Origin of the sequence: Helicobacter sp. 16-1353 (genome assembly GCF_003288815.1) — a bacterium.
In the GTDB taxonomy this organism is placed as follows: Bacteria; Campylobacterota; Campylobacteria; order Campylobacterales; family Helicobacteraceae; genus NHYM01.
In genome coordinates this window covers 1-25,027 of the sequence record NZ_NHYM01000015.1, presented here as the reverse complement: position 1 = coordinate 25,027, position 25,027 = coordinate 1, and the positions used below count along the sequence as shown (strand labels likewise).

Sequence of the window (25,027 nt, the reverse complement as noted above, 5' to 3'; positions counted from 1 at the left end):
TTCAACATATGAAACAGATTTCATCAATATTTTGTTTGATAATTTTTTCATTTCCTATGCTCAATGCCGATGGAGAAAGAAAAGAGTTTTTAACGCAATATGAATATGGAAAAGCATTGTATAACAATCCACGAAATATCGGCTGTATAAAATGCCACGGACAAAATGGAGAAGGGGCAATTATAAGCTACATAAAACAAAATGGTAAATTAAAACCAATCATTGCACCAAAAATAACTGGATTAAAATTCGCAAGATTCGAGCAAGGACTAAAGTCTGGAAAGGGATTTATGCCGAGATATAATCTAACTGCATCTGAAATGGTGAGTTTATATATATTCCTAAATCCACCAAAAAATTGAAGCCTTAAATTAAAAGATTAAAAAGAGAAGTAGCTATAAAGAAAGCTAATCTTTCTTTATAGCGTTTATAATATCAAATTACCAAATTGCTTTAACAAATCCTGTAACATAATTTCTTCTATTATTCTCTATATTTGCTAAATCAACATACCCAGCACCAAAATCTAAATGTTTAAATAAAGTAATTGAAAGCAATGCTGAGAACTCTTTATAGCCTCCATTTGCATATAAAAGGTCGAATTTAAACATTTCGTGTCTAGCACCTGTAAATACATACCAAGTTGATTGGTCGTAGCCATAGTATCCGCCACTTGCTCTATTATTAACATTTGCTTCAACGATTCCACCATAGAATCGGCTATCATCACCAAAATCTGTCAATCTTCCAGCACCTGCATCTATTGTCTTATAGTAACCACCACCTATTCTAAACCAGCTATAGCCAAACTCTTGGTCAGCTAAAAGTAAATGTCCATCTGGAGCACCCACTTGGCTTACATGTGTATATTTTAATGTCGTATCAGAATATAAATCATTATGCCTTCCTAGTGTTAATTTGGCTGTTCCACCCGGAGCAGTAAGGTTATTTGTTACAAAATAAACATAAGGTGTTATTCTAAATACTTCACCAATTTTTACATCAACACCAGCTGCCGCAAAATGCTCTTTATTGCTTTTTAAACCACCGCCTTCATTTGTTTTATAATATCCATAATGACCTTTATAGTTCCACAAAGCATTAATTTGGCTAGATGTTTCTCTATTAAATCGTTGGAATTGGAATGCTTGTTGATGTGAATACAATCCCCAAATACTTAGAAAATTCCCTATATTGAAGCCTAAAGATACACCTTGATTGTGTCCGCTAAACCAATCATATCCCATATTATTTGTATCATATCTTCCAAGTGCTATATTGAATATATCGCCATTATAGGCAAAATAAGCATCGCTTAATACAAAAATATCTTTATAGATTTGGTCTGCATTATTTTTTACATTTTCATATATAGGAATTGCAGCCCAACCACCTAATCCAATTGAGATTCCATTGGTGAAAAATACATTAAACCCAATAGAAGCACTAGCTCCAGCATAATCGCTATCGTTGTAATTAGTATTTTTTTGTCCTGCTGCACCAAAATGCCCATATAAGTCAAATTCTGCTGCTTGAGCAAAAGTAAATAAACCAGCAAGAGCAAACGAGCCACATATTATTTTTTTGTTCATAGGGATTCCTCCATTTAAAAATTGAAATTTATTTTATTATATCGTCAAATTATAACATTATTTAAACAATAAACCAATCAAATTGTTTTCTAAAAGAACAATCTATACAAAAAGATTCTACTATAATTCCACTCTTAAACCCTTTAATCATTGATTTTGTGCGGTTAGAATTAAAAATTGTAGCAATAGAATCCTTAGCAATATTTCCTAAAATAATATTTCCCCCAACATCAATACAACAAGGAACTACATCGCCATTTGCCAAGATTCCAAAATGCGTTTGTAGTGCATAACAGAATCCTTTTGTATGTTTTATATGATGAGATTTAGCAGATTCTAGATTCCATAAAAATGGCTCTCTTACGACGATGATTGTTTTTTTGCCAATCCTAGTATTAGAATCTAAACTTATTGGCATTTTAAATTCTTCTTGTAATATATTTAATAATTCTTTATTTTGTGCTCTTTTTTGGATTCGTAGATTAATAAAAACCTCACTTTGAGATTCCATTCTAGTGCGACAAAAATCAAATATCTTTCTAAATATTTGCTTTCTTAAATGAGATGATTTTATCTCCATTACTGCATCAAGTGAGATATTCACTTGTCTTATAGGAGATTTTAATAAAAACTCAAATTCGTTTAAATAAACCCCGCTTGTAGTTATCTCAACATTTAGATTATAATTCGTCGCAATGGCTAAATACTCCCTAATATTTGGCATTTTTAGCGGGTCGCCTAATATATGCAAAGCAATTAATTTTGTATAAGAACTACAATCTTTTAATGCTTTTTGGAAAAGCCAAAGTGGCATTTTCCCGCGTGTATTTTTCATACTTGGACAAAATGAGCAGTCTAAACCACAAATATCACTTATTTCTATATAAATTTTTTGAAATTTCATCATTTACTTTAATAAAATAATTTTAAATACAACATAGATTCTAACCTAAAAATTTAAGTAGAATTTTATTTTACTTAAATTAAGGGATTTTATGAAAATATTAAAATATTCATTTATCAAATATTTAATAGTTGGTATTATAAATACATTATTTGGATTTGGAATAATTTTTATCCTAATGTATTATGGTTTATTGCCTGAAATAGCAAATTTTATTGGATATTTATGTGGCATTATCTTATCTTTTATATTAAATAAATATTTTACTTTTAAAAGCAATAATCACATTAGAAAAGAATTTTTTAGATTCTTAATATCGATGGGAATTGCTTATGCAATAAATCTAATTATTTTAATAATCTCATATCGATATTTCTTAATAAACGAGTATGTTTCACAGATTATAGCTGGGGTTTTCTATACGCTAAGTGGATATATATTAAGCAAACTTTACGCATTTAGAAATAAATCCTAGAATCTTTAAAGATTCTAGGAATAGCTATTTATGTTTATAAACATTTAATGCACTTGAAGCTTGTGTTGTAGGCATCATTTCTATTCTATTTATATTTACATGTTTTGGTTGTGTCGCAACCCAGAAAACAGCCTCCGCTATATCTTCTGGCATAATTGGATTAGCGTCTCTATAAAGCTCATCTACCATATTTTTATCACCTTTAAATCTCACAAAGGAAAATTCACTCCCGCCACAAAGACCCGGTTCAATATTAGTAACTCTTACGCTTTTATCATATAAATCAGCCCTAAGATTCAAGCTAAATTGCTTTACAAATGCTTTTGTAGCACCATAAATATTGCCTCCGGGATATGGATAAGTCCCAGCGATAGAGCCTATATTGATAATATGTCCGCTTTTATTTTCTACCATTTTAGGAAGTAGCATTCTAGTTAATCGAACCAATGATAAAATATTAACCTCAATCATTCTCTCCCAATCATTAATATCCGTTTCATACGCTCTAGATAAGCCAAGTGCAAGCCCAGCATTATTCACCAAAACATCAATATTTTTAAAATCATCTCTTAGATTATCTATCGCATTTTTAACAGCCTTTGTATCGCAAATATCTACTGCAATTATCTGGCATTTATCACTTCCTAACTCATTTTGTAATTCTTTTAATTTGTCCTCTCTCCTTGCTAGGGCTATTACCTTGTGATTTTCTTTTGCGAATTTCCTAGCAATCGCAGCTCCAAACCCAACAGATGCACCTGTAACTAAAATAACCATAATTTCTCCTTTTAAGTTTCTAAAATATTTTTTATTTTACGCCAATTTGGCATAAGAGATTCTAAAACATCATAAAATTTCCTACTATGATTTGCGTGAATAAGATGAACCAATTCATGCAATAGAACATATTCTAAGCAAATCTTTGGCTTACTAAAAAGTATCGAATTTAACGAGATAGTAGCTTTTCTAACATTGCAACTTCCCCAACGCGTAGTCATTCTACGAAATCTAATACCGCAAACATCTCTATTTATAGCATTGCCATACTTAGAAATAATAGAATCAATATAATCTTGTGATTGACTAATATACCACTTTAGCACCAATTTTTCAATCTTATTTATATCATCAATATTTGGCGTCCAAATCTCCAAATAGTTACCATTTTGCAGAATCCTGCTTTTAGAATATGGCATTAATTTCAATATATATCTATGCTCAAAATATGAAATCTCTATGCCATTTTCATATCTTTGGATATTGTTTATTAATTTTTTTTGTCTAGTTTCTATCCAATTCTTATTAGATTCTACAAAATTATTAATATCAATAATCTTTGCCCAATACGGAGCACTAACCTTGATATTACCATATTTATCAAGCCTAATTATGATGTTTTTTATACGCTTTCTTGTGATTTTATATTGCATTTTAGATTCTATCATAATAGCCTAGCGGAATCTAAGATAAACCCTAATTGATAAAATTAGATTTAGTAGCTGTAGCAAGGCACCAAGCGATAAAATCACCCCAGAAACCCAAAAAAATCCAAGATAAAGATTTAGCACAAATGAGGCGATAAAGACGCAATACAGGGCAAATTGAGCGAACATATATTTTTCCTTGATAATCTCCCTAATGCTTGGAATGCTGAAATTCCCCGTGGCACTTAGGTGAAACCAAGTTAGAAACGGCACGATTTTATATAGCATACCGCTAACCACACTCCCACCAAAGCCAAAAACAAGCAGAAAAAGGCTCATATAATGCAAGTTTAGGGTGTTATTTTGGTCGCTAGAGTGGCTAAAGTCCGCAAAAAGGGGCAAAAGATAATCTAAGATTCCAGCCACCGCCCCAAAAATAAGGCAAATCGCCCCAAAATACCAATATCGAATGGTCGTATCAATGCTGTTTTTGCGTTTGCGAGCCTTTAAAATGCGGATATTATAGATTCCATAAATAATCGCCAAAACTTGCAAAATAAGACTAAAAAAATCAAAAAATGCCGATAAAACTACGATAAAAGCTGTAAGAGGCACAAAAAATCGCCTAAAATTTTTATGATAATCCGGGGCGACATAAAACATAGGCAACACCTGATAAGAAACCGCCACAATAAGCAAGAAAATCCAGCCAAATATCGCACTTTTGACATGTAAATTTTGCAAAAAATCAAATGGGTTTAAGTCCGCTAAAAGCGTCCAAACTCCGCCAAAAAACTCCCCAAATGCGTAGAAATGAGCCAACAAAACGCCACAAAAAACCACAAGCGGGAGAAAAATAGTGGCAATTATCATGCCCTTTATCGTGTGGGTCGTAAAATTCGCCCTAAAAAGCTTAAAAACTACCACAGAGGCGAAAAAAATCGCAGAAAATAGCATAATAAGAGAGCCAAAAAATAGCAGATTTGTCATCGAAAAATTAAAGCCAAAAATCACGCTCATGCTCCCAAAAATAGCACTAAAATAGGCGAGATGGGAGAAACTTGTGGCATATTTGATATTCACCCCGCCAAGCACTGGTAGCATCTGCTGTAACGCCCCAAGCATCGAAAATAGCATAAATCCAAGCGTCATAGAGTGCATAAATGCGAGAGATTTAAAAGAATTATAAATCGCAAAATCGCTTGCATTTCCGCCCAAATCCCCATAGATAAGCAGAATCCCACAAAGTAGCAAAAATAATGGAGCGGTTATAAAAAACTTTATCGTTACAAAATACGGAGGCGACTGCTGGAGGGAAATGCCACTGAAATTCATTTGATTTCCTTTGTAAGATTTATAAATTTGGGAGCAATTGCAATAATTTTTCTTTATTGCTTTCTTTGGTGATGAAAATGTGGAATAATTCGCCATTTTCTAAACATATTGAGTTGGATTTGAGTGCAGATTCTACTGGTTTGCTGGATTTATATTCCGTAGATTCCGCTGAATCTAGTTCGAACTTTATGGATTTCGCAGATTCAACTAAATCCAATTTAGACTCCACAAAATCCGCGGATTTTATTTTAGATTCCACAGATTTCGCTCTAAAATCGCCACTAGATTCCGCACTTATCGTGTGGTAGAAAAAGCCATTTGCTTTCAATATTTCATATAGCGGAAGTGGCTCTTTTCTATGAATCATTTTTATATATTCATTATCTCTAAGATTTGCTATCGCTTTTGTCATAATCTCCAGCGGTTCGGGGTGCTCTAAATGTGCGACATTTTTGATTATTTCTCTCACTTTTTGCCCTAAATGTGGAATCTTAAATTTTGGAACTTCGCGGAATCTAGGCGGAATCTAAAGCAAGATTCGGCAAAATCTGTGGAATCTAAATCCATACGGGTTTCAACAAAATCCCGCCGAATCTTACGCCAAAAAACAAAATCTAGACTTAAAAATTGCCCCAAATTACGCCTTTTACAAACTTTAAAAAATCCCCAAAGATTCCTTAAACCTTAATCTCTTTCATTCTATTAATTATCTCGTCATTTTTATCACTTAAGTGCATTTGCACCATATTATAGAGCATTTGCTCCTCTTTCATATTGTGCTGCTGGAGGATTAGCATTACAGATTCTATTAAACCAAGCATTCTATCTTTATTGCTAGATTCTAGGGCGGTTTGCATTTCTTTTAGCGTCTCACGCACCATATTATGCTCCATTGTCATCACCTTTGTAGGACCATCAGCAATACCTATTTTTGCCTCAAACTCCACAAACATCACCTGCTCTTCTTCTAAAAAGTGTCGCTCACACTCATCTCTAAACTCATTAAATTTCGCCCCCACATTCCCCCAATCTCCGCTAATCACCGCATCTTCAAGCTGACTTAATATCTCATCGCATTCTCTATGCTCGTTTATCATGTATTCTCTAATTTGCATATTTTCTCCTTGTCAAAAATAATTGTATTATAGGATTTATTGCTAAAAAAATGGGAAAATGTGAGAGAAATATTATTAAGGAGGTAAAAAGGTAATTGATGATTTTTAAATGTCATTTGGCAATAGGCAATGCGTCGTAAAATGAAATAAATGCAAACCACAGAATTTCACTCCAACTCATTTGTATAATCTTACCTTAAATAGTTATTTGGCTTTAGATAAAACTCAAAATTTTATCCAGCGTATCTTTGAATGGAAGGCTTTGATAAAATAGCGGAATTACAAGTATATTTGCGATGATTAGCAAAACAAATCCTATAAGTGTCCATCTTAAAAATTCCGCCAATCGCTTGTTTTTAAGATTTGCAAACATCTTATCAGTAAATTTATGCCAACGGCTAAGTAGCCAATTCAACATAAAAAAGCCAAAAGCACAACCCCAAAAAACGACAACAGCGAGAAAATAATCCCAATATGTCATTATGACTATAGGTTCGGCTTCCATTTAATTTATTTTTTAATCTCTGCACTTTCTATGTTATCGTTTATATCGCGCACATTAAGAAATATCATAAATAATACAGCAATAAAACCAATGATTCCATATAGATATTTGCCGTCTTTATTAACATTGAATCTATTTAATGTTTCATTAACTAAATATTCCCCTATTTTTACTAAAATACCCGCAAATACTGCGAATTTTGCTAGTAGAAAATATGTTTCTAGCTTTGTGGATTCTAGATTCTCGCCCAGATTTTCGTTTGGCTTAATTTTTGTAACTTGCTTTGCCATATTTGGCTCCTTTTTATAAAAATATTATTAAAAATCTATCACTTATAGCAAAATACCACTTAAATAAAACTCAAAATTTTATCTAGCGTATCTTTGAATGGGAGGCTTTCGTAGAAAAATAGAATTGCAAATATATTTGCGAGAATTATCGTAATAAAAGTTATCACTGCAAATCTTAAAAACATCGCCAACTGCTTATTTTGAATATTTGCAAATATTTTCATAGTAAATCTAAAGAAAGTTTGCTCCGCCCAACACATAGCAAAAAGCGACCAGATACCAGCAAGAAAGGCACATACAAGAAGCGTATAATCCTCATAGGACATTATGGTAAGTTCGCCATCCATATGCCAACTTTATTGGTTAGATTCTGCGGTTTCTATATTATTTCCTATCTTAAACATATTGATAAGTAGTAATATCAGCGTAATGCTAAAGCCAATGAATCCTAATTTATACTTATTGTCTTTATTAACATTGAATCTATTTAATGTTTCATTAACTAAATATTCCCCTATTTTTACTAAAATACCCGCAAATACTGCGAATTTTGCTAGTAAAAAATATGTTTCTAGCTTTGTGGATTCTAGATTCTCGCCCAGATTTTCGTTTGGCTTAATTTTAGCAATTTTATTTGCCATTTTATTCTCCTTATGGAAAATTTAAGTTAGATTATTATTAATGAAATCAATAATAATCCGTTACTTGTAGCAAAATGCAACTTAAATAAAACTTAGGATTTTATCTAGCGTATCTTTAAATGGGAGGTGTTGGTAAAATAGTGGAATTACAAGTATATTTGCGATGATTAGCAGAATCCCATAACTGCAAATCTTAAATTTTGTTAATTTAAAATCCTACTTTTTGCAGTTTATAAAATCAACATTATAAATTCTGTATAAGAAAATCTACCAGCCAATGTTGATATTTAAAATCCGCTGTGTTACTCAGTATTTAGCACAAATGCCTTGAGATAAAAGCTATAAGCAAATCTCCAGCTTGTAATGCAACCCAAGCATAAGCTATAGAGCACCCACACTAAAATTCCTTAATTATATTCTCCACATTATCAATAATCCAATTAGGAGTGGAAGCCCCAGCGGTTATCCCACATAGTTTTTTGCCACTAAACCACTCTTTTTGCAATTCCTTTTCATCTTCGATACAATAGCTATCCTTGCAGTATTGAAGCGCGATATTTAGGAGTTGTTTGGTGTTTGAGCTTTGCTTTCCACCTACAACGATGATAATATCCGCCTCTTGGGCTAGAATCTTAACAGATTCCTGATTTTCAAAAGTAGCATTGCAAATAGTGTTAAAAATCCGCACTTCATAGCAGTTTTCAATCAAGTAATTTGCGATTTCTAAAAATTTACTAACATTCTTAGTGGTTTGAGAAATAAGCGTGATTTTGGAGTGCGTATGGATATTTTTAATCTGCTCTTTTTCTAAGACGACTTGGCAAGGACTCGTGCAGTAGCTAACTACGCCTTTTACCTCAGGGTGATTTTCATCGCCAAAAATGATGATTTCATAGCCCTCCTTACTCATCTCCTCGCATATTTTTTGCGGTTTTGTAACAAAAGGGCAGGTAGCATCGATAATATTTACATTGCGATTTTTTAGCTCTTTTAGGTCATTTTTGGGGATTCCGTGCGTTCTAATAATCACACTTGAATCTCCCTCAATTGCCCCGATATTCGTCTCTACATTCACACCAAAATCGACCTTTAATCTATCGATTTCCTTTTGGTTGTGGATAAGCGGACCGATTGTAGTGGCGTTTTTATTCTGCTCGGCAAGTTTAATCGCCCGTTTTACACCAAAGCAAAAGCCGTATTTATTCGCTCGTTTTGTCTGCATAGATTCTTTCCTAATTTATGGCATTTTCGATTTTAGCAAAGCGTGATAGGATATTTAAAAAGTTTGGGAACGACACATCGATACACGCAGAATCTAAAATCTCCACGCTATACAAAACGCCCATAATTGCAAAGCTCATAGCGATTCGGTGGTCGCCGTAGCTATTGATTTGAATGTGCTTCTTTTGAATATACTTTTTGGGTGCATTTACACCGCCCTCGATGATAAAACCGTCCTCTAGCTCCTCGCATTTGACGCCAAAAGATTTAAGCCCCTCAATGGTGGCTTTTATCCTATCACTCTCTTTAATTCGCAATTCCTTTGCGTTAATTACCTTGCTTTTTCCCTTTGCAAAGGCGAACGCCACGCCAAGTGCTGGAATCTCATCAATAAGCCACGCAATGTTAGAATCTACCTCAATCCCCATTAGATTCCCGCCACTTACGCAAATATCGCCAATATCCTCATAAGTGGAATTCGTCTTTTTAATATCGATATTCGCACCCATTTTTTGCAAGACATAAAACGCCTCGATTCGTGTTTCATTTAGCAAGATATTTTTTAAGCAAATTTTAGCATTTGGGATAATCGCCCCAAGCACGGCGAAGTAAAACGCACTCGATGGGTCGCTTGGGATTGCGATATCTAGCGGATTTAGGGGCTTAGAATCTGGGATTATGGTGATATTGTTATTTTCTATTTTTAGATTTGCCCCCATTCCAAGTAGCATTTTCTCACTATGGTCGCGACTTTTTGAAACCTCGCTAAAATGGCTCTCTCCCTCTAGCCCAAGTGCCGCTAAAATCATCGCACTTTTAACTTGGGCTGAGGAAATCTCGCTATGGTATTTAAAAGGCTTTAAATTCGCCCCTCTTACGCAAATAGGGGCTAGAGTATCATTGCACCTAGCACTGATATTTGCACCGATAGATTTAAGCGGATTTATAATGCGACCCATTGGGCGGGAGTTAAGGTATTTATCCCCACTTAGGATAAACTGCCCCTTAGACCTCGCTAAAAGCCCCATATATAGGCGTATGGCAGTCCCCGCATTGCCACAATATAATATGTCATTTGGCTCTTGGATTCCACTTTTTTCCGGCTCCAAGATAAGCTCAACGCCCTTTAATTCATCGTAATTATTCTTTGCAAGGGCGATTAAATCGCTCAGATTCCCCTTGTTAGATTCTAGTTTTAGCCCTAGTTTTAGAGCGATTTTAAGCGTGTCAAGCGTGTCCTCACCAAAAAGATAGTTTTTAATGCGAGTTTTTTTATCACTCAAAAGTGAAAAAATCACGCTCCTATGGGAAATAGACTTATCACTTGCAATGGAATCTATAATGATGAAATCGCTGGAATCTGCGGAATCTTTAAACCGCCTAGATTCCGCGGAATCTACAGAATCTTTAAGCGACGCGGAATCTGCAGAATCTCCAATACGCCCAGAATCTACAAAATCTCCAAACGGCGTTATTAGCGTATTTCTCATCGAAGCTCCGCCCCAAACTCCGTGCTTAAAAGATTAAGCAAATTATCGATTTTTAGCTCCTCCTCGCTTAGCGTCCCACTCATCGATTGCAGAGTAATCCTAAAGCTAAGGCTGTATTTATCCCAAAGGCTCTTATCTTTATAGCTATCTAGCGGGGTTATTTCCCTAATATGCGGGAGTTCGCCACTTTGAACTTTTGCTAAAATCGCCTCCTTAATCGCCCCAAAGCTAATCTTGCTATCAAGTAAAATCGTTATATCCCTCTGCGATGCCTGATATTTGGAAAACTCCCTAAATTGTGGCATTTTGTGGTTAGAAAAAAGTTTATCAAAAGATATTTCACACACAAAAGTTTCTTCGCTTATCTCAAGTTTATTTGAAATATATGGATTGATTTTCCCAATTAAACCAATATTTTGCCCATTTAGCATAATATTTGCACAGATATTTGTATGGTAGATTATATTTGCACTTGTAGATTCTAGATTAAAGCGTCCAATAACATTGCTAATGCTTGAAGCAAAGCTATAAAAATCCCAAGATTCCCCCTTTGGATTTGGATATTTTGGGCTCGTTTTATTGCCACTTGCGACAAATGCTAGGGATTTGGATTCTACTCTATTTTTAGTATAAATGCTACCGATTTCAAATAGTCTAATGCTATCATAGCCATAGTTTTTATTACGAGCTATGGAATCTAACATCGCAGGGATAAGCGAGCTTCGCAATGTATTTAACTCATTTGTTATTGGATTTGATAAATCAAGATTCTCCAATAATGTCTCATAGCCATAAGATTCCAAAATATCTTTTTTGTAAAACACATAATGCACACACTCAAAAAATTTATTTGCTATAGCCTTTTGTGCGATGGAGCGATTAAATCTATACATATAATAATTTATATCTATACTTTGATATTGTGTAAATTTCTGCGGAATAGAAGTAACAGAATCTATACTCTTAATTCGTAAAATTTCCTCTGCGACATCTTGAATAGTATTTATATCTTGTCGATAAAGTGGTGGATTTACCGCTATAAAACTATCATCGGATGTTGGATTTATTTTAAAATCCATCTTTTTTAAAATATCTGTAATTTCCTCACTTTTAATAACATTTCCTATAATGTCATTTATATCATCAAAATTAAAATCAATTCGTTTTAAAGGATAATTTTGAATAATATCTTGAGACGACGAATAGATAGTGCTTTTTGACATTCCACTTATCAAATAACACAAAAATGCTATACCATCTTCTAGTAATGGAGAGCTACCTCTTTTACTATAATAAGATATTTCATCAGTTACTTGGATTTGATTATTAAATATGATTTCTGATACATATTTAGCTGGGATAAAAATAGCCTCAAATACCACTAATGCCGAGTTTTCATTAGCATTATATTTATTATCAACATAAATGCCAATATCAGATAATTTATTATTTTCACAATAAACACTCTCGATACCTTTTTGGTCTTTTTTGATATGGAGATGAATCTTTGCATTATTATCTAAAAAATTACTATTATAAGAATCAAACTTATATGCATTTATCAAAACACCTGTCATATAAGTAGCGAATTCTACAATATTGCGTAAAGAATCTTTTTGCAATTTATCACATAATGCAAGTGCAAATTTTAATGTAACGAGAATCTCTAATTTTTCAAATTTTACTACTTTATAATAAAGCGAAGATTGCAGGTTATTATCAAATGATACATTTAGGATTCGCCCTATTCCGGGCGTTACATCATTATTTCTTTCTTTTTCTTTGAATATTTTTAATTTTAGATTAAATGCAACAGCTAAATCTTTAGCAATTCCTAATAAACTAAAGCAATCGCCTCTATTTGGCGTAACTCCAACCTCAAATAATGTATCATTAAAAATCTCATATTCGCATAGTTCACGCCCCAAAACAAGCTCACCAATACTAGAATCTAGCACAAAGATTCCATCTTCGATTTTTGGCAACCCTAGCTCCGTGCTAGAGCAAATCATACCATTACTCTCAATCCCGCGCAATGTGCTTTTTTTGATTTTTAGATTCCCAAGATTTGCCCCAACTAATGCAACTGGCACATATTGGTCTTTGGAGACATTTTTCGCACCACACACGATTTGCAAGATTTCATTCCCAATATCCACATCGCAAACGCTTAGTTTATCAGCATCTGGATGTTTGATTTTCCTTATAACCTTGCCAAGCACGACATTTTTGGGAATCCCGATTTTGGTGATATTCTCCACTTCCAAGCCAATATCATTTAGTGTTTTGGCAAGTTGTTCATCACTAATTTGTGAAATATCAATGAATCTTGATAATAAATTTCTACTAAATTTCATTAAAACTGCTCCAATAATCTTAAATCTGTTTCAAAAAATGACCTCAAATCATTCACACCATAAAGCAACATCGCAAACCGCTCAACTCCCATTCCAAAGGCATATCCGCTCACATTTTTTAATCCACTGGCTTCAAATACATTATCAGCTACAACACCACAGCCAAGAACTTCAAGCCAACCTGTATTTGAGCAAACCCTGCAACCACTACCTTTGCAAAATATACAACTAATATCAACTTCCGCACTTGGCTCTGTGAATGGGAAAAAACTCGAGCGGAATCTAATCTTAACATCACCAAACATATACTTTAAAAAATCCTCTAAGATAAATTTCAAATGTGCGAAATTGACATCTCTATCTTTATCCACCACAAGCCCCTCAACTTGGTGAAACATCGGGGAATGCGTCATATCATAATCTCTCCTAAAAACTGCACCGGGGCTAATTATGCGGATTGGCAAATTACCCTCCTCCATCGTGCGAATCTGCACAGGCGAAGTATGTGTGCGAAGTAGCTTTCCATCATTGAAATAAAATGTATCTTGCATATCCCTTGCTGGGTGGAATTTAGGGAGATTCAATGCCTCAAAATTATGAAAATCATCTTCAACCAAAGGTCCATAGCGAATTGCAAAATCCATTCCTACAAAATAATCTATGATTCTATCAAAAGTTATATTTATAGGATGTCCGTAATTCGGTGATAAATCAGGGCTAAATAAACTAACATCAATTTTTTGTGATTTTATTTTATTATCTAGCTCCATTTTTTCTAGCTTTTCCCTTGCTTCTAATAGGCTAGATTCTAACTTTTGCTTAATATCATTCAAATCTTTTGCGACCTTTTTTCTTGCTTCATCACTTATATTTTTTAGGTTGCTAAACTCCTTTGTTAAAAAGCCTTTTTTACCAAAAATACTTAATCTTAGATGCTCTAAATCCTTTAGATGCTCTAAATTTTTAATATCTTTTAATATTTTATCCACCCATTCCACAATAAAACCCTTTGTTTAAATTTTATATTATAAAAGATTGTTATTGTATTGAAAATTTTATTTAATTATTATGAAATTTGAGTTTCTATAGATATAATTTCAAATATGAATTTACAAATAGTATTAAGGAGTAGGTAGTGATTAAAAAGCTTTTAGTTGTTCTTGGTATAGCATTATTTATGTATGCAGATAGCATTAATTTTGATTTCGTTGATGCAAGAAAAAAGGGGTATACCGATAAAGAAATATTAGACTATGTATCGAAAAATATCAATGGATATGACATTGCAAGTGTAAGACAAGCTGGACTTAGCGATAAGGAAATTGTGGATTTTTTTATACAAAGAGATTCTGTAAATCTACAATTACAAGAGCTATCAAGAGAAAATTTTGGTGATATACAACCTAGTAAAATAAAAGTCTATCCTGAAGAAATATCCTCTAAATTGGCACTTGGTTGTTTAATTTATACAGGAAAAGTAAAACAGCAAAATGATGGGTGGAGCAATATTGCAAAATTGACAGATTTCGCTATAGCAACATACACAACGGCATATCTTACAGAAGCAAATTATTTTGATATAGAAAAAAGTGAGGGAGTGAGCTTAAAAAGCATTTGTGCCACTTGGCTTGATAGATTAACCACAAAAGAAGAAATAAATAAATTATATGCATTATCATTGGTTAATGAGATAAATAAATTAGTAAAACAAAAAAAATCTCTCATTCTTGATTAAAACAATTAAAAACAACATATAAAGGAATAAAATGAAGTTAAAACTACTATTTATTGGCACTATTGCTATGTTAAACGCACAAGATAATATTATAACGGAATATAATTCTCCGCCACCGGGAATGCAACTAGAGCAAGAAAGCCCATTAGATAATACAAATCAAACAAACCAAGAGAAAATCCAAACAGCACCGATGACTAATCACAATCATGACCATAGTCATGACCATGATTCCATACTCAATAGTTTTTATGGACATGTAGGGATTTTTGGTAAAACAAATATGCTAGGTAAAGAGAATGATAGCTATGGCGTTTTCAGTGCGTCTATGGGGCTTACATATAATGTGCAAGATATGTTATATTTTGGTCTTGGAATCTATGGAATGACCCCATTTATGGAATATCCAAGCCAAACTCACAATGCCAAAAACTATGTCCATTCTAAATTTATTACAAATAATGCATATGCGAAATACATCGCAGAGGGATTTTTCAGCATTACTGGTGGGCGATACCACGAAGACAGGGATTGGCTTAGGCACTATGTGCAGGGCATTGGCATAGATATTAATTATAATTGGATAAGTGTTTGGGGAAATTGGGTTGATGAACAAGCCCACGCAAATAGAGAGCATGTGCATGATTTTGATGTGTATAAAACTACTTATAACAAGCAATGGTTAGCCGCAGGTGGGATAAATGTAAATCTATTTGGAATTGAAATCGAACCGCAATATTATTATTTAAACAATATTTTTTGGAGTGTTGGCGGGAAAATCGCTCTTGATATTGATATAAGTGAGAATTGGAACTCAACAACAACCCTACATTATGTTTCACTTCACGCCAAAACCGACCATGTAATGCACGCTCATGGCGACCACGCACATGAAAAAGATCTTGGTAATAGCTCGATTTTCTGGGCTGAAGAAGCTTTAAAATATAGCCTTTATAATAGCTCGATTTTATTTGGAGCTGGATTTACTAAGGTGTGGAAATCATATTTTGAGCTTGCAAATATAGGCAACACTTCTCGTTTTGAAACACATAGCCACACAGGATATGATGTAATTGAGCCCGGCGGAATTGAAAATGGAAAAAATACAACAAATATGTTTGATGCAAATACTAGAACAATCTATGGCTTTGTGGGATTTGAAATCGATAAATTTTCATTGATGTTTTTAGGGCGAAATTCAAAAAGTAAAGAAGAAAGGCAAGACCAATATTCACTAGGAGCAAAATGGAATATCATAGAGGGCGTATATATTGGCGGTGTTGGTGTATATATGATGGAAAATAAAAGAAATATGAGTTTTGCAAAAGGCTATATAGAATTTGCAATATGATATTTTACGCTAGTAATAAAAGTTCTATATTTTGTAATAAAAATATAGATTTTTATCTAACTGATAGATTCGGCGGTGTTAGCAAACCGCCATTTTCTAGCTTCAATCTTGGAGAGAATACAAATGATTCTAATGTTTATAAAAATAAAGCTATACTAAAAAAATTCTTACAAACAGAAACAATTTTTTATCTAAATCAAGTGCATAGCGATAAAATAATCCCTCTTAACAATAATATCGATGAGCTTTTAGGTGATGGAGATGGCATAATATGTGATAAGAAAAATCAATTTGCTATGATTAGCGTAGCAGATTGCAATCCTATAATACTATATGATTGGGATAGATTTGCTATTTTACATGCTGGGCGTGTGGGATTGGAGCGAAATATAATCACAAAAGCGACAACATTACTAAATACTAAGAATATATATGCTTTCGTTGGAGTAGGTATCAAAAAATGTTGTTATGAAATAAATGGGAAATTACTAGAATCTTATAAAAAACATAATGCAAAATACCTACATTTACGGGATAATAAATATTATTTAGATATGGAAATGATAATAAAAGATGAGTTTCTACAAAATGGGATTAGAGATTTTGAGATAATGCCACAATGCTCGTGTTGCAATGATAGCTTTTATTCTTATAGGAGGCAAAAGGAATGTGGGAGATTTGCATTAATTGCAAGATTAAAATAAATTTAGCATTCCAAAAAGTCATCTCTAAAATAAATGTTAATAATAGAATAAATAATATTTTACATATATTTTGATTTTTGTTTTTGTGGTTGGATGTGGATAGTCTTTATACGCAATTTGTATCGTTTTTATAGTATTTTTATCAAGTATCATTGATTTGGAATCCAAAATGATTTTCAAATCGCTTATATCGCCATTTGGATATAAATAAAACTCCACAGCATTTTTACCTTGTTGCCCCAAATATCCTGCATCAGGTGGATAACCGCGTAAATTTAGATGATATTGCGTAATTCTCCCAATCTCTCGCAAATTATTAATAATAAAATCTCGCTCTGCTTCGCCATAATCGCCTAATTCATCGCCATATAAATCAATTATCTCTTCTCTGGTATCTTGCGGGAGATTCTGTAGCATTTGAGTGATATTACTTTGTGATGTTTGGTTTTGTGGCGGGATATTGGAATCTTGCACATCATTTTGACTATAGACTTGAAGTTTTGATAAATCTATTTGTTTATCTATATTGGTTGTATTTTTTGGTTGGGCTTTGTGTTGATTGGGTTCTTGTGCTTGTTGTTTTATTGTTTGCTGTTTGGGTTGGGCTGGCTGCTGTGGCGGACTTTTAGGTAAAGAAGTATTTTCTTTAAATTTACTATCTTCTTTTGCACTATCTCCACCGCGTTTAAAGGCAAGTTTTACCTTTTTTTCTTCTACATTTTCACTAGATTTATATTTATCCATTAATAGATAGATTAAGATTCCAAGTATTAGATGGATAATGAGTGAGATTATAAAAGAGATTCTAAAAACGATATTTTTATTCATTTATATTCTTTCAGTAAAGATGATAATTTTGCTTCTTTATGCTCTAAAAGTTTTGTAAAACTATCATAAACATCATTTTGCTTATGTTCTATTCTATCGATAATAAAACTATTATGTTGCCCGATAAATAACATATATTGAAAATTTCCAGAATCTAACACAATAATTTTATTGTTTAAGTCTATATTTACCACTCTATTAATGGAAATATTTGCATTACCTTTATATTTGCTTAAAGGTTTTTGAAAATATGAAAATTCCATATTTTGGCTTTTCATTTTTCGTTTAATAATAACCAATGCTATAAGCAACGCTACTAATATCGAAATAACTGCAGCATAACGCCAAGATTCCAATTGCGATGGATTATTACTAGGTAGATTCTGTATAGATGTTTGATTTTTAATGCCACTAATGGCACTTTCTAGTGAATTACTTGGATTAGATAAAAGACTAGAAGTAATGGTATCTTTTGGTGTGATTAGAATCTTTAAGATATTATCCGCACTCAAAACCTCAAATGAAAAATAAAGATTGAAATTTTCCACAGCAAAAATCACATAAACATCATTATTTTGCTGAAAAATCTCAATCTGCCTAATTAGCTTTGTTTGTGCTAGAATCTTGTTTTTATTATAATTTGTATCTTTTAATATGATAGTGCTAAAAGAAGTAGAATCTTGTTTTACCACCTTGCTATCGAATTTTCTATCTAATATAAATGAAATCTCGATTAACTCATCATTTGAAATAATATTAATATCTTGTATAGTTGTGGCATTTAGTGTTAAAAAAAATACAAAAATACAAAATAAGATTTTCATTATTTATAGTTTTTCTTTAGTTAGATAATAGATAATTGCATTAGAATCTAATATTTCATTTATTCTAATAGCAAGGCTTTTTTCATATACCATAACCTCGCCTTTGCCTATTATCCTATCATTTACAAAAACTTCCACACTCTCACCTGCGGGTTTTTGCAAGTCTATAACTGTGCCTTTTTCAAACTTTAATATTTCTGCAATAGTAAGTTTTGTGCTACCTAACTCGGATTTAAAAGTAATATCCATATCAAGAAGTCCGGAGTAGCTTTCCATCATCTCTTGTAAATAATTTGCTAATTCAATATCTTTTGGATTATGCACCAATCTATCATCTAAAATATCATCTTGTGCCATTTTATGCCTCCAAATTCACCTCATAAATACTACATCTTATATCTTTATATTTATAATGAATTGCTTTATTATAATTACTAATTGCTTTATTTCCAAGAAATTCTGGAATCCCGAGTTTTAAGGTTTTGCCATTATTGGCATATAAAACCTTTGCTTTTCCTATAATTAGATTGGTAATTTCTTTTGAAATATCAATTAATATTTCTTCATTTGGATTAGTTTCATGTAAAAAATCTTTTGCAAATAATCTTAATAATGGCTTATTTGCCACTATTACAAAAATCTTGGAATCTAAATTTATCCTAGAAGACATAGAGCGAGAAAGTGGCTTTTTCTCCTCTATCATAGAAATATTTAGTGTTTCTTTTAATGTATTTAAAAGTGCAAGTTGAAGTATTTCCATAATATTTTATTTCCATTTTACTTTTGCAATTTATTTTCATATTTACAAAAATCATAAACAAAGCAGGTGTAGCATTGCGGATTAATTGATTTACAAATATATCGCCCAAATAAAACAAAACCTTGATGTAGAATATTTCTATTTTTTTTAAAAATCTTATTCAAATCTTTTTCTGTTTCCTCAGCACTTTTTGCCTTACTTAGATTTAATCTATGAGAAACGCGAAATACATGCGTATCTACTGCCATAAGATTCTCTCCACAATATTCCAATAAAACGACATTTGCAGTTTTCTGCCCAACACCTGAAAGTGATTTTAAATCCTTGCTATTAAGCGGGATATTGCCGTTAAAATCATTCATAACTTGTTTTGCCATATTGATTATATTTTTTGCTTTGTTGTTAAAAAATGAGCAACTAGAAATTAGGCTTTTTACATCATCTAAGGACGCATTTGCCAAAGAGTTTATATCTGGATATTTTTCAAATAATGCAGGTGTTATCATATTTACGCGTTTATCGGTGCATTGTGCCGATAAAATCACACAAATAAGAATCTCGTATAGATTTTTATATCTTAATTCTGTTTGTGCATTTCTATATCTCTCTACAAAAATATCTTCTATTTGTTTATATATCGCTTTCTTAGAGGTTGGCATAGAATATTATGCAATCTCCTCAACACTAACTTCTCTTGCCTCTGTTGCTCTTAATGCAATGCGTGAATTATTTGCAAGAATGGCGATAGTGGCTTTATCTATCGACTTTTGAAGTAAATTTGCCTCTGTGCCTTCACAAATACCAAGTGCGACTAATCTCTCTCTTAATACATTATCATCTGTAAGTATTTTATGAATCTTATAGGTTTTATTTTGTTTCATATCTACTAAAGTCATCTTGCTCCCTTTATTGAAAATAATAATGATTATTTTACTAAAACAATAGATAAAATATAATATTATTCAACTTTTTTTATTTCATCTTCATCTAGTTTTACAAATATTCCATTGTGGATTCTATACAAGCTAATATTATAAATAGCCTGATTTTTGTCAAAAGATTCTACAAAATATTTTTCAATATCCTGCGACATATTACTTAGGAATAAATCCACTCCAAGTGCAGTAGAGTAATTCACCCAATCATATTTCATATCACTTGTAAGCAATAATCCATATTCGATTAGCTTTTGATTTGTATCACCAATGGAGCTTACAATCAAAATATTACTCGTATCATTTCCACGAATAAGGGACAATAAAGCTGGATTAAAATTAACTTGCGTTGATAGAATATTATTTGGTTTCTCACTAGAAATACCAATCTGCGATAATAGTAAACCAGATTTAACAACAGGCGTATTTAAAAATACATTGCTTCCAGCTAAAAACATTTCTTCTCTTTCTAGATTTTGAGAAAAATTTGCCGCTATTCTGTTTGTTATGGTGTCTTCTATAAATACAAACTTACTTAACGATTTCGTTATTTCTCCTAATTGCCTACCAAGCGAACTATCATCATTATAAATAATGGTTATTCCGCCATCTTCTTGATTGATTAGTGTTTGAACTTGCAATTCATAGTCAATTCCACCAAATACGATATTTGATTTAGCTTGAATATCTTTATTTGTCATTGTTGGGATATAAATAGGAATATCGATACTATCTAATGCTTCTAAACTTTCCTTTTTTGATAAAACTGCCACGACAAAATTAAAATGCTCATTATTGATTTTCTCTATTGTTGCATTTAGGGAATCTAGATTCTCATCTACGCTATCAAAAATCTTAAATCTAAAATCAATATCTCTTGATAGCAAATACGCAAGTATAGTGTCGATTGTGGTCGTGGAATATTTACCAATAATTTTCTTTGGAATTAAAAGTGCTATTTCAAGAGTTTTCCCTAATGGGTCAAATCGAAGTTTGTAGTAAATGCCAATTTCACTAGAATAAATCTCCATTAGATTCTGTAATTCTTTATTTTGGATACTTTTATCGAATCTCGCGACAAATGAAAATATTTTTTTATTATTGCTTAACTCAAATAAACAACTCTCATCGCAAAATTCTGGATTTATATTTATTACTTCTATTTTTGCAGGTGGGATATTTGAAAAAATATTACCTTGTGCAAAAACAAATAATGGCAATAACAATAATAATATTTTGCTTTTCATTCTAAACCTTTAATTTTTATTAATTTTTATTTAAAAACTCTTTTGCAATCTTAAAATCCTCAAATGAAAGCTTTTTTAATGATGGATTTTTTACTAAATCATTAATTGCGTATGTTACTATAAAATCCCTTTCTTTATTTAAAAGATTCTTACTCCTTAGGATTCTACCTCGTAAATCCTCTAATCTCTCATCACTATGTAAAAGATATTTAGCAATGTCCGCACCAAAAAGAATAATCAATGTTGGCTCTATGGAATCTAATTGTGTTTTTATATACTCTTTGCAAATAGAAATATGCGTATCTTTGATATTGGTATTTGCATTGCATTTAATAATAGATAATAAACTATAAGATTCCACTTCGAATACTCTATTTGCAATATTTTTAATCATCTCTTGGCTCATACTAAAGGGCAATATTGGTTTTAGTGTAACAAATGCGATTTTGCTTGTATTATCGCATAAACCTAATATTTTTTCTTTAGAGATTTTGGATAATTCGCATAAATTACAATTATTTATAACATCATTCAAATTATTTTTATTGAAAACAGAATCCTTACTTGCTCTAAATTGAATACTCTCACAATATCTCTCACCGATAAGCTTTCGCAAATAAAGCTGCTTTAGTAATAATGCTTTGGATAACATCTAATAAATATAATTATTATTTTTCAAGCAAGTAAAATAAATCTTGCTATTATTATCTAAATCTAATGTATCCAAATCCACCACCATTGCACGAGATTTCGTATCTAAGGTTTTTTGAACTATATGTTTTACGATGATAAAACAATTATTAGAATCTAATTTTTTAACACTTGCCATATATTTATTTCCTGATAATGTCAATTCTATTAAGTCCTCTTTAAAATTCATAAATCTATTTGTATGATAATAATATCTAAGATTCTTATCCATTACTAATTTGGAATCTTGCGTTTTTATGCTCTTATTTAATTGATTATTTGTTTTATCAAAGATGGTATTAACGCTTAAAAGCCCATTTTCTATGCTAAATTCATTTGACTTTAATTTATATATATTTGCCACAGCAAATTCAAAATCAAATCCAAAAATAAATATTGGGATAAATAGAAAAAAGATTCTCATATAATTTCCAAATAGAAATGTTTTGGTATGATTCTAAATCATTTTAAATAAAACTAAAGTAAATAAATGCAAAAAATAATCATATTAGGCAAACCAAATGTCGGTAAAAGCTCACTCTTTAATTGCTTTTTTAAAGAAAGAATTGCAATCACTTCTCCAACAGAGGGCACAACAAGAGATATAAATATAAAACCAATTAAAATAAATAATATAGATGCGATTTTATGCGACACAGCCGGTATTGTAGAAAAAAGCGATGGAATCTTTATTGATATAAAAAAGAAGATTCTATCATTTGTAGAGAATGATGATATTGTGCTTTATGTAATCGATGGTAAAGAGATAATAGATGATTATGATGTAAAGTTATTTAGAAAATTGCAAAATGCCATTCTAGTCGTAAATAAGATTGATTTATTAAAAAATAAATTAGATGATTGGGAATACGGCGTTTTTGGTGCAAAAAATATATTTTTTATCTCCACTACACATAATCGTGGATTGGCTGGTTTAAGGGATTTTGTCGCATTTAGACTTAGTCAAAAAAAATCACAAATGGATAATATGAGTTTAGATAATGCTCTTTTAAATGACTTGGAATCTCAATATAAAGAAATAATAAATATAGGCATCATTGGTCGCGTAAATGTCGGCAAAAGCTCTATACTAAATGCCTTATTAGATAAAGAACGTTCCATCGTAAGTGATATTGGCGGAACTACAATAGACCCAGTAGATGAAAAAATAGCCTATAAAGATAAGATTCTAAATTTTGTTGATACTGCTGGGATTAGACAGCATTCAAAAATAGAAGGCATTGAAAAATACGCTTTAGATAGAACAAAAAAGATTCTAGAGCTAAGTAGTATTGTTTTATTAATATTGGATGCTTCTAAACCATTTGTTGATTTAGACGAGAAAATTAGCGGTCTTAGCGATAAATATCATCTTGGAATAATCATCATTCTAAATAAATGGGATATACGATATGCTGAATTTCAACATATACGAAGCGAGATAAAGCGTAAATTTGCATATCTTAGCTATGCCCCGATAATAACTGCTAGTGCAATCTCAAAAAGACATATTAATGATATAAAAGGTATGATTTTAGAGGTTTATGAAAATTTTAATAAAAGGATTCCAACTTCTATTTTAAACGACACTATTAAAAATGCCACGAAAAAACACCCTATTCCTAGCGATAAAGGAAAAATGATAAAAATATATTATGCAACACAAATTGGAACTGCTCCGCCACAAATTGTGCTAATTATGAATAAACCAAAAGCATTACATTTTAGCTATAAACGATATTTAATAAACTATCTTAGAAAAAACTTTGAGTTCAAAGGAAGCCCTATTTTGATACTACCAAAGCCAAAAAATACAGATTCCACCAATAAAGAAAATGATAATTCTAGTGATGATAATTTAGAATAATGAAATTATTTATAAGCGGAACAAATACAGATGTGGGGAAAACATTCATAACAAATAACATCGCTAAAGCCTTAATGCAAAAAAACCTCATTATTAGCATAGCCAAACCAATAGAAACAGGAGTAGTTACGATTCCACAAGATTCTACATTACATATGCAAAATCAAAGTATAAAATACAATATAGAAGATATTTGTTTTTATCAATTTAAGATTCCAGCATCGCCATTTGTAGCAGATAAAAAAAATACCATAGACATAAACCACATAAAACAAAAGTTAGAGAATCTAGAAAAAAAATGTGATATTTTGATAATAGAAGGTGCTGGTGGGCTTTTCGTGCCTATTAAAAAAGATTATTTTATGATTGATTTAATAAAAGATTTAGATGCGTTTTGCTTTTTGGTTGCTAGTTCTAAACTAGGTTGCATTAATGATATTATCATCTCTAGAATGATGTTAGAAAAATACCATATCGATTTTATAAGTATTGTAAATATTTTTAATAAAAATGAATTTTTAGAAATAAGCTATCCATATATAAAATACTTAGATAGAAATTTTATGTATCAAATGGAAAAAGAAAAAGTAATTAATTTTATATGTGAAATATTCAAAAAAAATTAAGCATATTTATACAATAATCAAACCTTTTTTTAATATTTTGGGGGGGGGGGGGGAACAGGATTATGGGAAAAGATTCAAATATATATTTTAAGAACAAGCGTTACATTATGT

At 31.7% G+C, this 25,027-nt stretch carries 32 protein-coding genes; 7 read left to right on the top strand and 25 right to left on the bottom strand.

What is annotated here, in order from left to right:
- Positions 1–8: 8 nt before the first annotated feature.
- Complete coding sequence (locus CCY99_RS08415; RefSeq protein WP_112060977.1) at positions 9–362, top strand: cytochrome c; 354 nt, start codon at positions 9–11, stop codon at positions 360–362.
- A gap of 78 nt (positions 363–440) precedes the next feature.
- On the opposite strand, the gene CCY99_RS08410 is transcribed toward CCY99_RS08415, so the two are convergent.
- Both CCY99_RS08410 and CCY99_RS08405 read right to left on the bottom strand, forming a co-directional pair.
- A complete protein-coding gene (locus CCY99_RS08410; RefSeq protein ID WP_112060976.1) occupies positions 441–1,592 on the bottom strand; it encodes a hypothetical protein in 1,152 nt (383 codons plus the stop codon).
- A 61-nt stretch (positions 1,593–1,653) separates the two neighbouring features.
- Entirely contained in the window at positions 1,654–2,496 is an 843-nt protein-coding gene (locus tag CCY99_RS08405) for an SPASM domain-containing protein (protein WP_181646901.1), read from the bottom strand.
- 91 nt (positions 2,497–2,587) lie between these two features.
- On the opposite strand from CCY99_RS08405, the gene CCY99_RS08400 reads away from it, so the two are divergent.
- Complete coding sequence (locus CCY99_RS08400; RefSeq protein WP_112060974.1) at positions 2,588–2,971, top strand: GtrA family protein; 384 nt, start codon at positions 2,588–2,590, stop codon at positions 2,969–2,971.
- A 24-nt stretch (positions 2,972–2,995) separates the two neighbouring features.
- Here the strand turns inward: CCY99_RS08400 and CCY99_RS08395 are convergent, their stop codons facing one another.
- The 14 genes from CCY99_RS08395 to pheS all read right to left on the bottom strand — a co-directional run bounded on the left by CCY99_RS08395 (position 2,996) and on the right by pheS (position 14,338).
- Positions 2,996–3,751, bottom strand: a complete 756-nt coding sequence (locus CCY99_RS08395; protein ID WP_220092251.1) for an SDR family NAD(P)-dependent oxidoreductase — start codon at positions 3,749–3,751, stop codon at positions 2,996–2,998.
- A gap of 8 nt (positions 3,752–3,759) precedes the next feature.
- A complete protein-coding gene (locus CCY99_RS08390; RefSeq protein WP_112060972.1) occupies positions 3,760–4,416 on the bottom strand; it encodes a SprT family zinc-dependent metalloprotease in 657 nt (218 codons plus the stop codon).
- A gap of 6 nt (positions 4,417–4,422) precedes the next feature.
- The gene (locus tag CCY99_RS08385; RefSeq protein WP_112060971.1) at positions 4,423–5,730 is read right to left on the bottom strand and encodes a hypothetical protein; all 1,308 of its coding nucleotides are present in this window, start codon (positions 5,728–5,730) and stop codon (positions 4,423–4,425) included.
- Between the two features lie 19 nt (positions 5,731–5,749).
- On the bottom strand, positions 5,750–6,199 hold the full coding sequence (locus tag CCY99_RS08380; protein WP_112060970.1) for a DUF2249 domain-containing protein: 450 nt from the start codon (positions 6,197–6,199) through the stop codon (positions 5,750–5,752).
- Between the two features lie 8 nt (positions 6,200–6,207).
- A complete protein-coding gene (locus CCY99_RS09645; RefSeq protein ID WP_181646900.1) occupies positions 6,208–6,366 on the bottom strand; it encodes a hypothetical protein in 159 nt (52 codons plus the stop codon).
- A 41-nt stretch (positions 6,367–6,407) separates the two neighbouring features.
- Positions 6,408–6,845 (bottom strand): hemerythrin domain-containing protein, encoded by a 438-nt coding sequence (locus tag CCY99_RS08375; RefSeq protein ID WP_112060969.1) that lies wholly within the window; start codon positions 6,843–6,845, stop codon positions 6,408–6,410.
- Between the two features lie 214 nt (positions 6,846–7,059).
- Positions 7,060–7,350 carry a hypothetical protein gene (locus CCY99_RS08370; RefSeq protein ID WP_112060968.1) on the bottom strand — a complete coding sequence of 97 codons (291 nt, stop codon included), beginning with the start codon at positions 7,348–7,350 and terminating at the stop codon, positions 7,060–7,062.
- A gap of 5 nt (positions 7,351–7,355) precedes the next feature.
- Positions 7,356–7,640 (bottom strand): hypothetical protein, encoded by a 285-nt coding sequence (locus CCY99_RS08365; RefSeq protein WP_112060967.1) that lies wholly within the window; start codon positions 7,638–7,640, stop codon positions 7,356–7,358.
- A 59-nt stretch (positions 7,641–7,699) separates the two neighbouring features.
- Entirely contained in the window at positions 7,700–7,987 is a 288-nt protein-coding gene (locus tag CCY99_RS08360; protein ID WP_146744964.1) for a hypothetical protein, read from the bottom strand.
- Positions 7,988–7,996: 9 nt separating this feature from the next.
- Complete coding sequence (locus CCY99_RS08355; RefSeq protein WP_112060965.1) at positions 7,997–8,281, bottom strand: hypothetical protein; 285 nt, start codon at positions 8,279–8,281, stop codon at positions 7,997–7,999.
- A gap of 397 nt (positions 8,282–8,678) precedes the next feature.
- Complete coding sequence (locus CCY99_RS08350) at positions 8,679–9,503, bottom strand: 4-hydroxy-3-methylbut-2-enyl diphosphate reductase (RefSeq protein ID WP_112060964.1); 825 nt, start codon at positions 9,501–9,503, stop codon at positions 8,679–8,681.
- A gap of 10 nt (positions 9,504–9,513) precedes the next feature.
- A complete protein-coding gene (gene aroA, locus CCY99_RS08345; protein WP_112060963.1) occupies positions 9,514–10,992 on the bottom strand; it encodes a 3-phosphoshikimate 1-carboxyvinyltransferase in 1,479 nt (492 codons plus the stop codon).
- Entirely contained in the window at positions 10,989–13,349 is a 2,361-nt protein-coding gene (gene pheT / locus CCY99_RS08340) for a phenylalanine--tRNA ligase subunit beta (protein ID WP_112060962.1), read from the bottom strand. The genes aroA and pheT overlap by 4 nt, the downstream gene beginning before the upstream one ends.
- Positions 13,349–14,338, bottom strand: coding sequence for a phenylalanine--tRNA ligase subunit alpha (gene pheS / locus CCY99_RS08335; protein ID WP_181646902.1), 990 nt, complete (start codon positions 14,336–14,338; stop codon positions 13,349–13,351). Before pheS ends, pheT begins: the two co-directional genes overlap by 1 nt.
- 146 nt (positions 14,339–14,484) lie before the next feature.
- Here pheS and CCY99_RS08330 point away from each other — a divergent pair, with 146 nt between their 5' ends.
- The 3 genes from CCY99_RS08330 to CCY99_RS08320 are packed head-to-tail and all read left to right on the top strand — an operon-like array spanning position 14,485 to position 17,139.
- Positions 14,485–15,084: a hypothetical protein gene (locus CCY99_RS08330; RefSeq protein WP_112060960.1), complete on the top strand. Its 600-nt coding sequence runs from the start codon at positions 14,485–14,487 to the stop codon at positions 15,082–15,084.
- Between the two features lie 31 nt (positions 15,085–15,115).
- Positions 15,116–16,435, top strand: coding sequence for an outer membrane family protein (locus tag CCY99_RS08325; protein ID WP_112060959.1), 1,320 nt, complete (start codon positions 15,116–15,118; stop codon positions 16,433–16,435).
- Positions 16,432–17,139 (top strand): polyphenol oxidase family protein, encoded by a 708-nt coding sequence (locus tag CCY99_RS08320; RefSeq protein WP_112060958.1) that lies wholly within the window; start codon positions 16,432–16,434, stop codon positions 17,137–17,139. The genes CCY99_RS08325 and CCY99_RS08320 overlap by 4 nt, the downstream gene beginning before the upstream one ends.
- Positions 17,140–17,175: 36 nt before the next feature.
- Here CCY99_RS08320 and CCY99_RS08315 read toward each other — a convergent pair whose 3' ends face one another.
- From CCY99_RS08315 to CCY99_RS08275, 9 genes are all read right to left on the bottom strand, one after another.
- Positions 17,176–17,967, bottom strand: a complete 792-nt coding sequence (locus tag CCY99_RS08315) for a TonB family protein (protein WP_112060957.1) — start codon at positions 17,965–17,967, stop codon at positions 17,176–17,178.
- Positions 17,964–18,791, bottom strand: a complete 828-nt coding sequence (locus CCY99_RS08310; protein WP_112060956.1) for a hypothetical protein — start codon at positions 18,789–18,791, stop codon at positions 17,964–17,966. Before CCY99_RS08310 ends, CCY99_RS08315 begins: the two co-directional genes overlap by 4 nt.
- 3 nt (positions 18,792–18,794) lie before the next feature.
- Positions 18,795–19,148, bottom strand: a complete 354-nt coding sequence (gene fliN / locus CCY99_RS08305) for a flagellar motor switch protein FliN (protein ID WP_112060955.1) — start codon at positions 19,146–19,148, stop codon at positions 18,795–18,797.
- Between the two features lies 1 nt (position 19,149).
- On the bottom strand, positions 19,150–19,551 hold the full coding sequence (locus tag CCY99_RS08300) for a chemotaxis protein CheX (RefSeq protein WP_112060954.1): 402 nt from the start codon (positions 19,549–19,551) through the stop codon (positions 19,150–19,152).
- Between the two features lie 17 nt (positions 19,552–19,568).
- Complete coding sequence (gene nth / locus CCY99_RS08295; RefSeq protein ID WP_112060953.1) at positions 19,569–20,210, bottom strand: endonuclease III; 642 nt, start codon at positions 20,208–20,210, stop codon at positions 19,569–19,571.
- A 6-nt stretch (positions 20,211–20,216) separates the two neighbouring features.
- Positions 20,217–20,447 carry a FeoA family protein gene (locus CCY99_RS08290; protein WP_112060952.1) on the bottom strand — a complete coding sequence of 77 codons (231 nt, stop codon included), beginning with the start codon at positions 20,445–20,447 and terminating at the stop codon, positions 20,217–20,219.
- 62 nt (positions 20,448–20,509) lie between these two features.
- Positions 20,510–21,733 carry a hypothetical protein gene (locus CCY99_RS08285; protein ID WP_112060951.1) on the bottom strand — a complete coding sequence of 408 codons (1,224 nt, stop codon included), beginning with the start codon at positions 21,731–21,733 and terminating at the stop codon, positions 20,510–20,512.
- A gap of 19 nt (positions 21,734–21,752) precedes the next feature.
- A complete protein-coding gene (locus tag CCY99_RS08280; RefSeq protein ID WP_181646899.1) occupies positions 21,753–22,349 on the bottom strand; it encodes a uracil-DNA glycosylase family protein in 597 nt (198 codons plus the stop codon).
- Between the two features lie 36 nt (positions 22,350–22,385).
- Positions 22,386–22,847, bottom strand: coding sequence for a hypothetical protein (locus CCY99_RS08275; RefSeq protein ID WP_112060949.1), 462 nt, complete (start codon positions 22,845–22,847; stop codon positions 22,386–22,388).
- A gap of 66 nt (positions 22,848–22,913) precedes the next feature.
- Here CCY99_RS08275 and der point away from each other — a divergent pair, with 66 nt between their 5' ends.
- Both der and bioD read left to right on the top strand, forming a co-directional pair.
- Positions 22,914–24,290 (top strand): ribosome biogenesis GTPase Der, encoded by a 1,377-nt coding sequence (gene der, locus CCY99_RS08270; protein ID WP_112060948.1) that lies wholly within the window; start codon positions 22,914–22,916, stop codon positions 24,288–24,290.
- Positions 24,290–24,916, top strand: coding sequence for a dethiobiotin synthase (gene bioD, locus CCY99_RS08265; protein WP_112060947.1), 627 nt, complete (start codon positions 24,290–24,292; stop codon positions 24,914–24,916). Before der ends, bioD begins: the two co-directional genes overlap by 1 nt.
- Positions 24,917–25,027: the final 111 nt, after the last annotated feature.

Bases quoted from the DNA above. Each gene is read 5' to 3' on its own strand.
- CCY99_RS08415 (WP_112060977.1), top strand. From the start codon at position 9: ATGAAACAGATTTCATCAATATTTTGTTTGATAATTTTTTCATTTCCT.
- CCY99_RS08410 (WP_112060976.1), bottom strand. From the start codon at position 1,592: ATGAACAAAAAAATAATATGTGGCTCGTTTGCTCTTGCTGGTTTATTT.
- CCY99_RS08405 (WP_181646901.1), bottom strand. From the start codon at position 2,496: ATGAAATTTCAAAAAATTTATATAGAAATAAGTGATATTTGTGGTTTA.
- CCY99_RS08400 (WP_112060974.1), top strand. From the start codon at position 2,588: ATGAAAATATTAAAATATTCATTTATCAAATATTTAATAGTTGGTATT.
- CCY99_RS08390 (WP_112060972.1), bottom strand. From the start codon at position 4,416: ATGATAGAATCTAAAATGCAATATAAAATCACAAGAAAGCGTATAAAA.
- CCY99_RS08385 (WP_112060971.1), bottom strand. From the start codon at position 5,730: ATGAATTTCAGTGGCATTTCCCTCCAGCAGTCGCCTCCGTATTTTGTA.
- CCY99_RS08375 (WP_112060969.1), bottom strand. From the start codon at position 6,845: ATGCAAATTAGAGAATACATGATAAACGAGCATAGAGAATGCGATGAG.
- CCY99_RS08370 (WP_112060968.1), bottom strand. From the start codon at position 7,350: ATGGAAGCCGAACCTATAGTCATAATGACATATTGGGATTATTTTCTC.
- CCY99_RS08365 (WP_112060967.1), bottom strand. From the start codon at position 7,640: ATGGCAAAGCAAGTTACAAAAATTAAGCCAAACGAAAATCTGGGCGAG.
- CCY99_RS08360 (WP_146744964.1), bottom strand. From the start codon at position 7,987: ATGGATGGCGAACTTACCATAATGTCCTATGAGGATTATACGCTTCTT.
- CCY99_RS08355 (WP_112060965.1), bottom strand. From the start codon at position 8,281: ATGGCAAATAAAATTGCTAAAATTAAGCCAAACGAAAATCTGGGCGAG.
- CCY99_RS08350 (WP_112060964.1), bottom strand. From the start codon at position 9,503: ATGCAGACAAAACGAGCGAATAAATACGGCTTTTGCTTTGGTGTAAAA.
- aroA (WP_112060963.1), bottom strand. From the start codon at position 10,992: ATGAGAAATACGCTAATAACGCCGTTTGGAGATTTTGTAGATTCTGGG.
- pheT (WP_112060962.1), bottom strand. From the start codon at position 13,349: ATGAAATTTAGTAGAAATTTATTATCAAGATTCATTGATATTTCACAA.
- CCY99_RS08325 (WP_112060959.1), top strand. From the start codon at position 15,116: ATGAAGTTAAAACTACTATTTATTGGCACTATTGCTATGTTAAACGCA.
- CCY99_RS08320 (WP_112060958.1), top strand. From the start codon at position 16,432: ATGATATTTTACGCTAGTAATAAAAGTTCTATATTTTGTAATAAAAAT.
- CCY99_RS08315 (WP_112060957.1), bottom strand. From the start codon at position 17,967: ATGAATAAAAATATCGTTTTTAGAATCTCTTTTATAATCTCACTCATT.
- CCY99_RS08310 (WP_112060956.1), bottom strand. From the start codon at position 18,791: ATGAAAATCTTATTTTGTATTTTTGTATTTTTTTTAACACTAAATGCC.
- fliN (WP_112060955.1), bottom strand. From the start codon at position 19,148: ATGGCACAAGATGATATTTTAGATGATAGATTGGTGCATAATCCAAAA.
- CCY99_RS08300 (WP_112060954.1), bottom strand. From the start codon at position 19,551: ATGGAAATACTTCAACTTGCACTTTTAAATACATTAAAAGAAACACTA.
- nth (WP_112060953.1), bottom strand. From the start codon at position 20,210: ATGCCAACCTCTAAGAAAGCGATATATAAACAAATAGAAGATATTTTT.
- CCY99_RS08290 (WP_112060952.1), bottom strand. From the start codon at position 20,447: ATGACTTTAGTAGATATGAAACAAAATAAAACCTATAAGATTCATAAA.
- CCY99_RS08285 (WP_112060951.1), bottom strand. From the start codon at position 21,733: ATGAAAAGCAAAATATTATTATTGTTATTGCCATTATTTGTTTTTGCA.
- CCY99_RS08275 (WP_112060949.1), bottom strand. From the start codon at position 22,847: ATGAGAATCTTTTTTCTATTTATCCCAATATTTATTTTTGGATTTGAT.
- der (WP_112060948.1), top strand. From the start codon at position 22,914: ATGCAAAAAATAATCATATTAGGCAAACCAAATGTCGGTAAAAGCTCA.
- bioD (WP_112060947.1), top strand. From the start codon at position 24,290: ATGAAATTATTTATAAGCGGAACAAATACAGATGTGGGGAAAACATTC.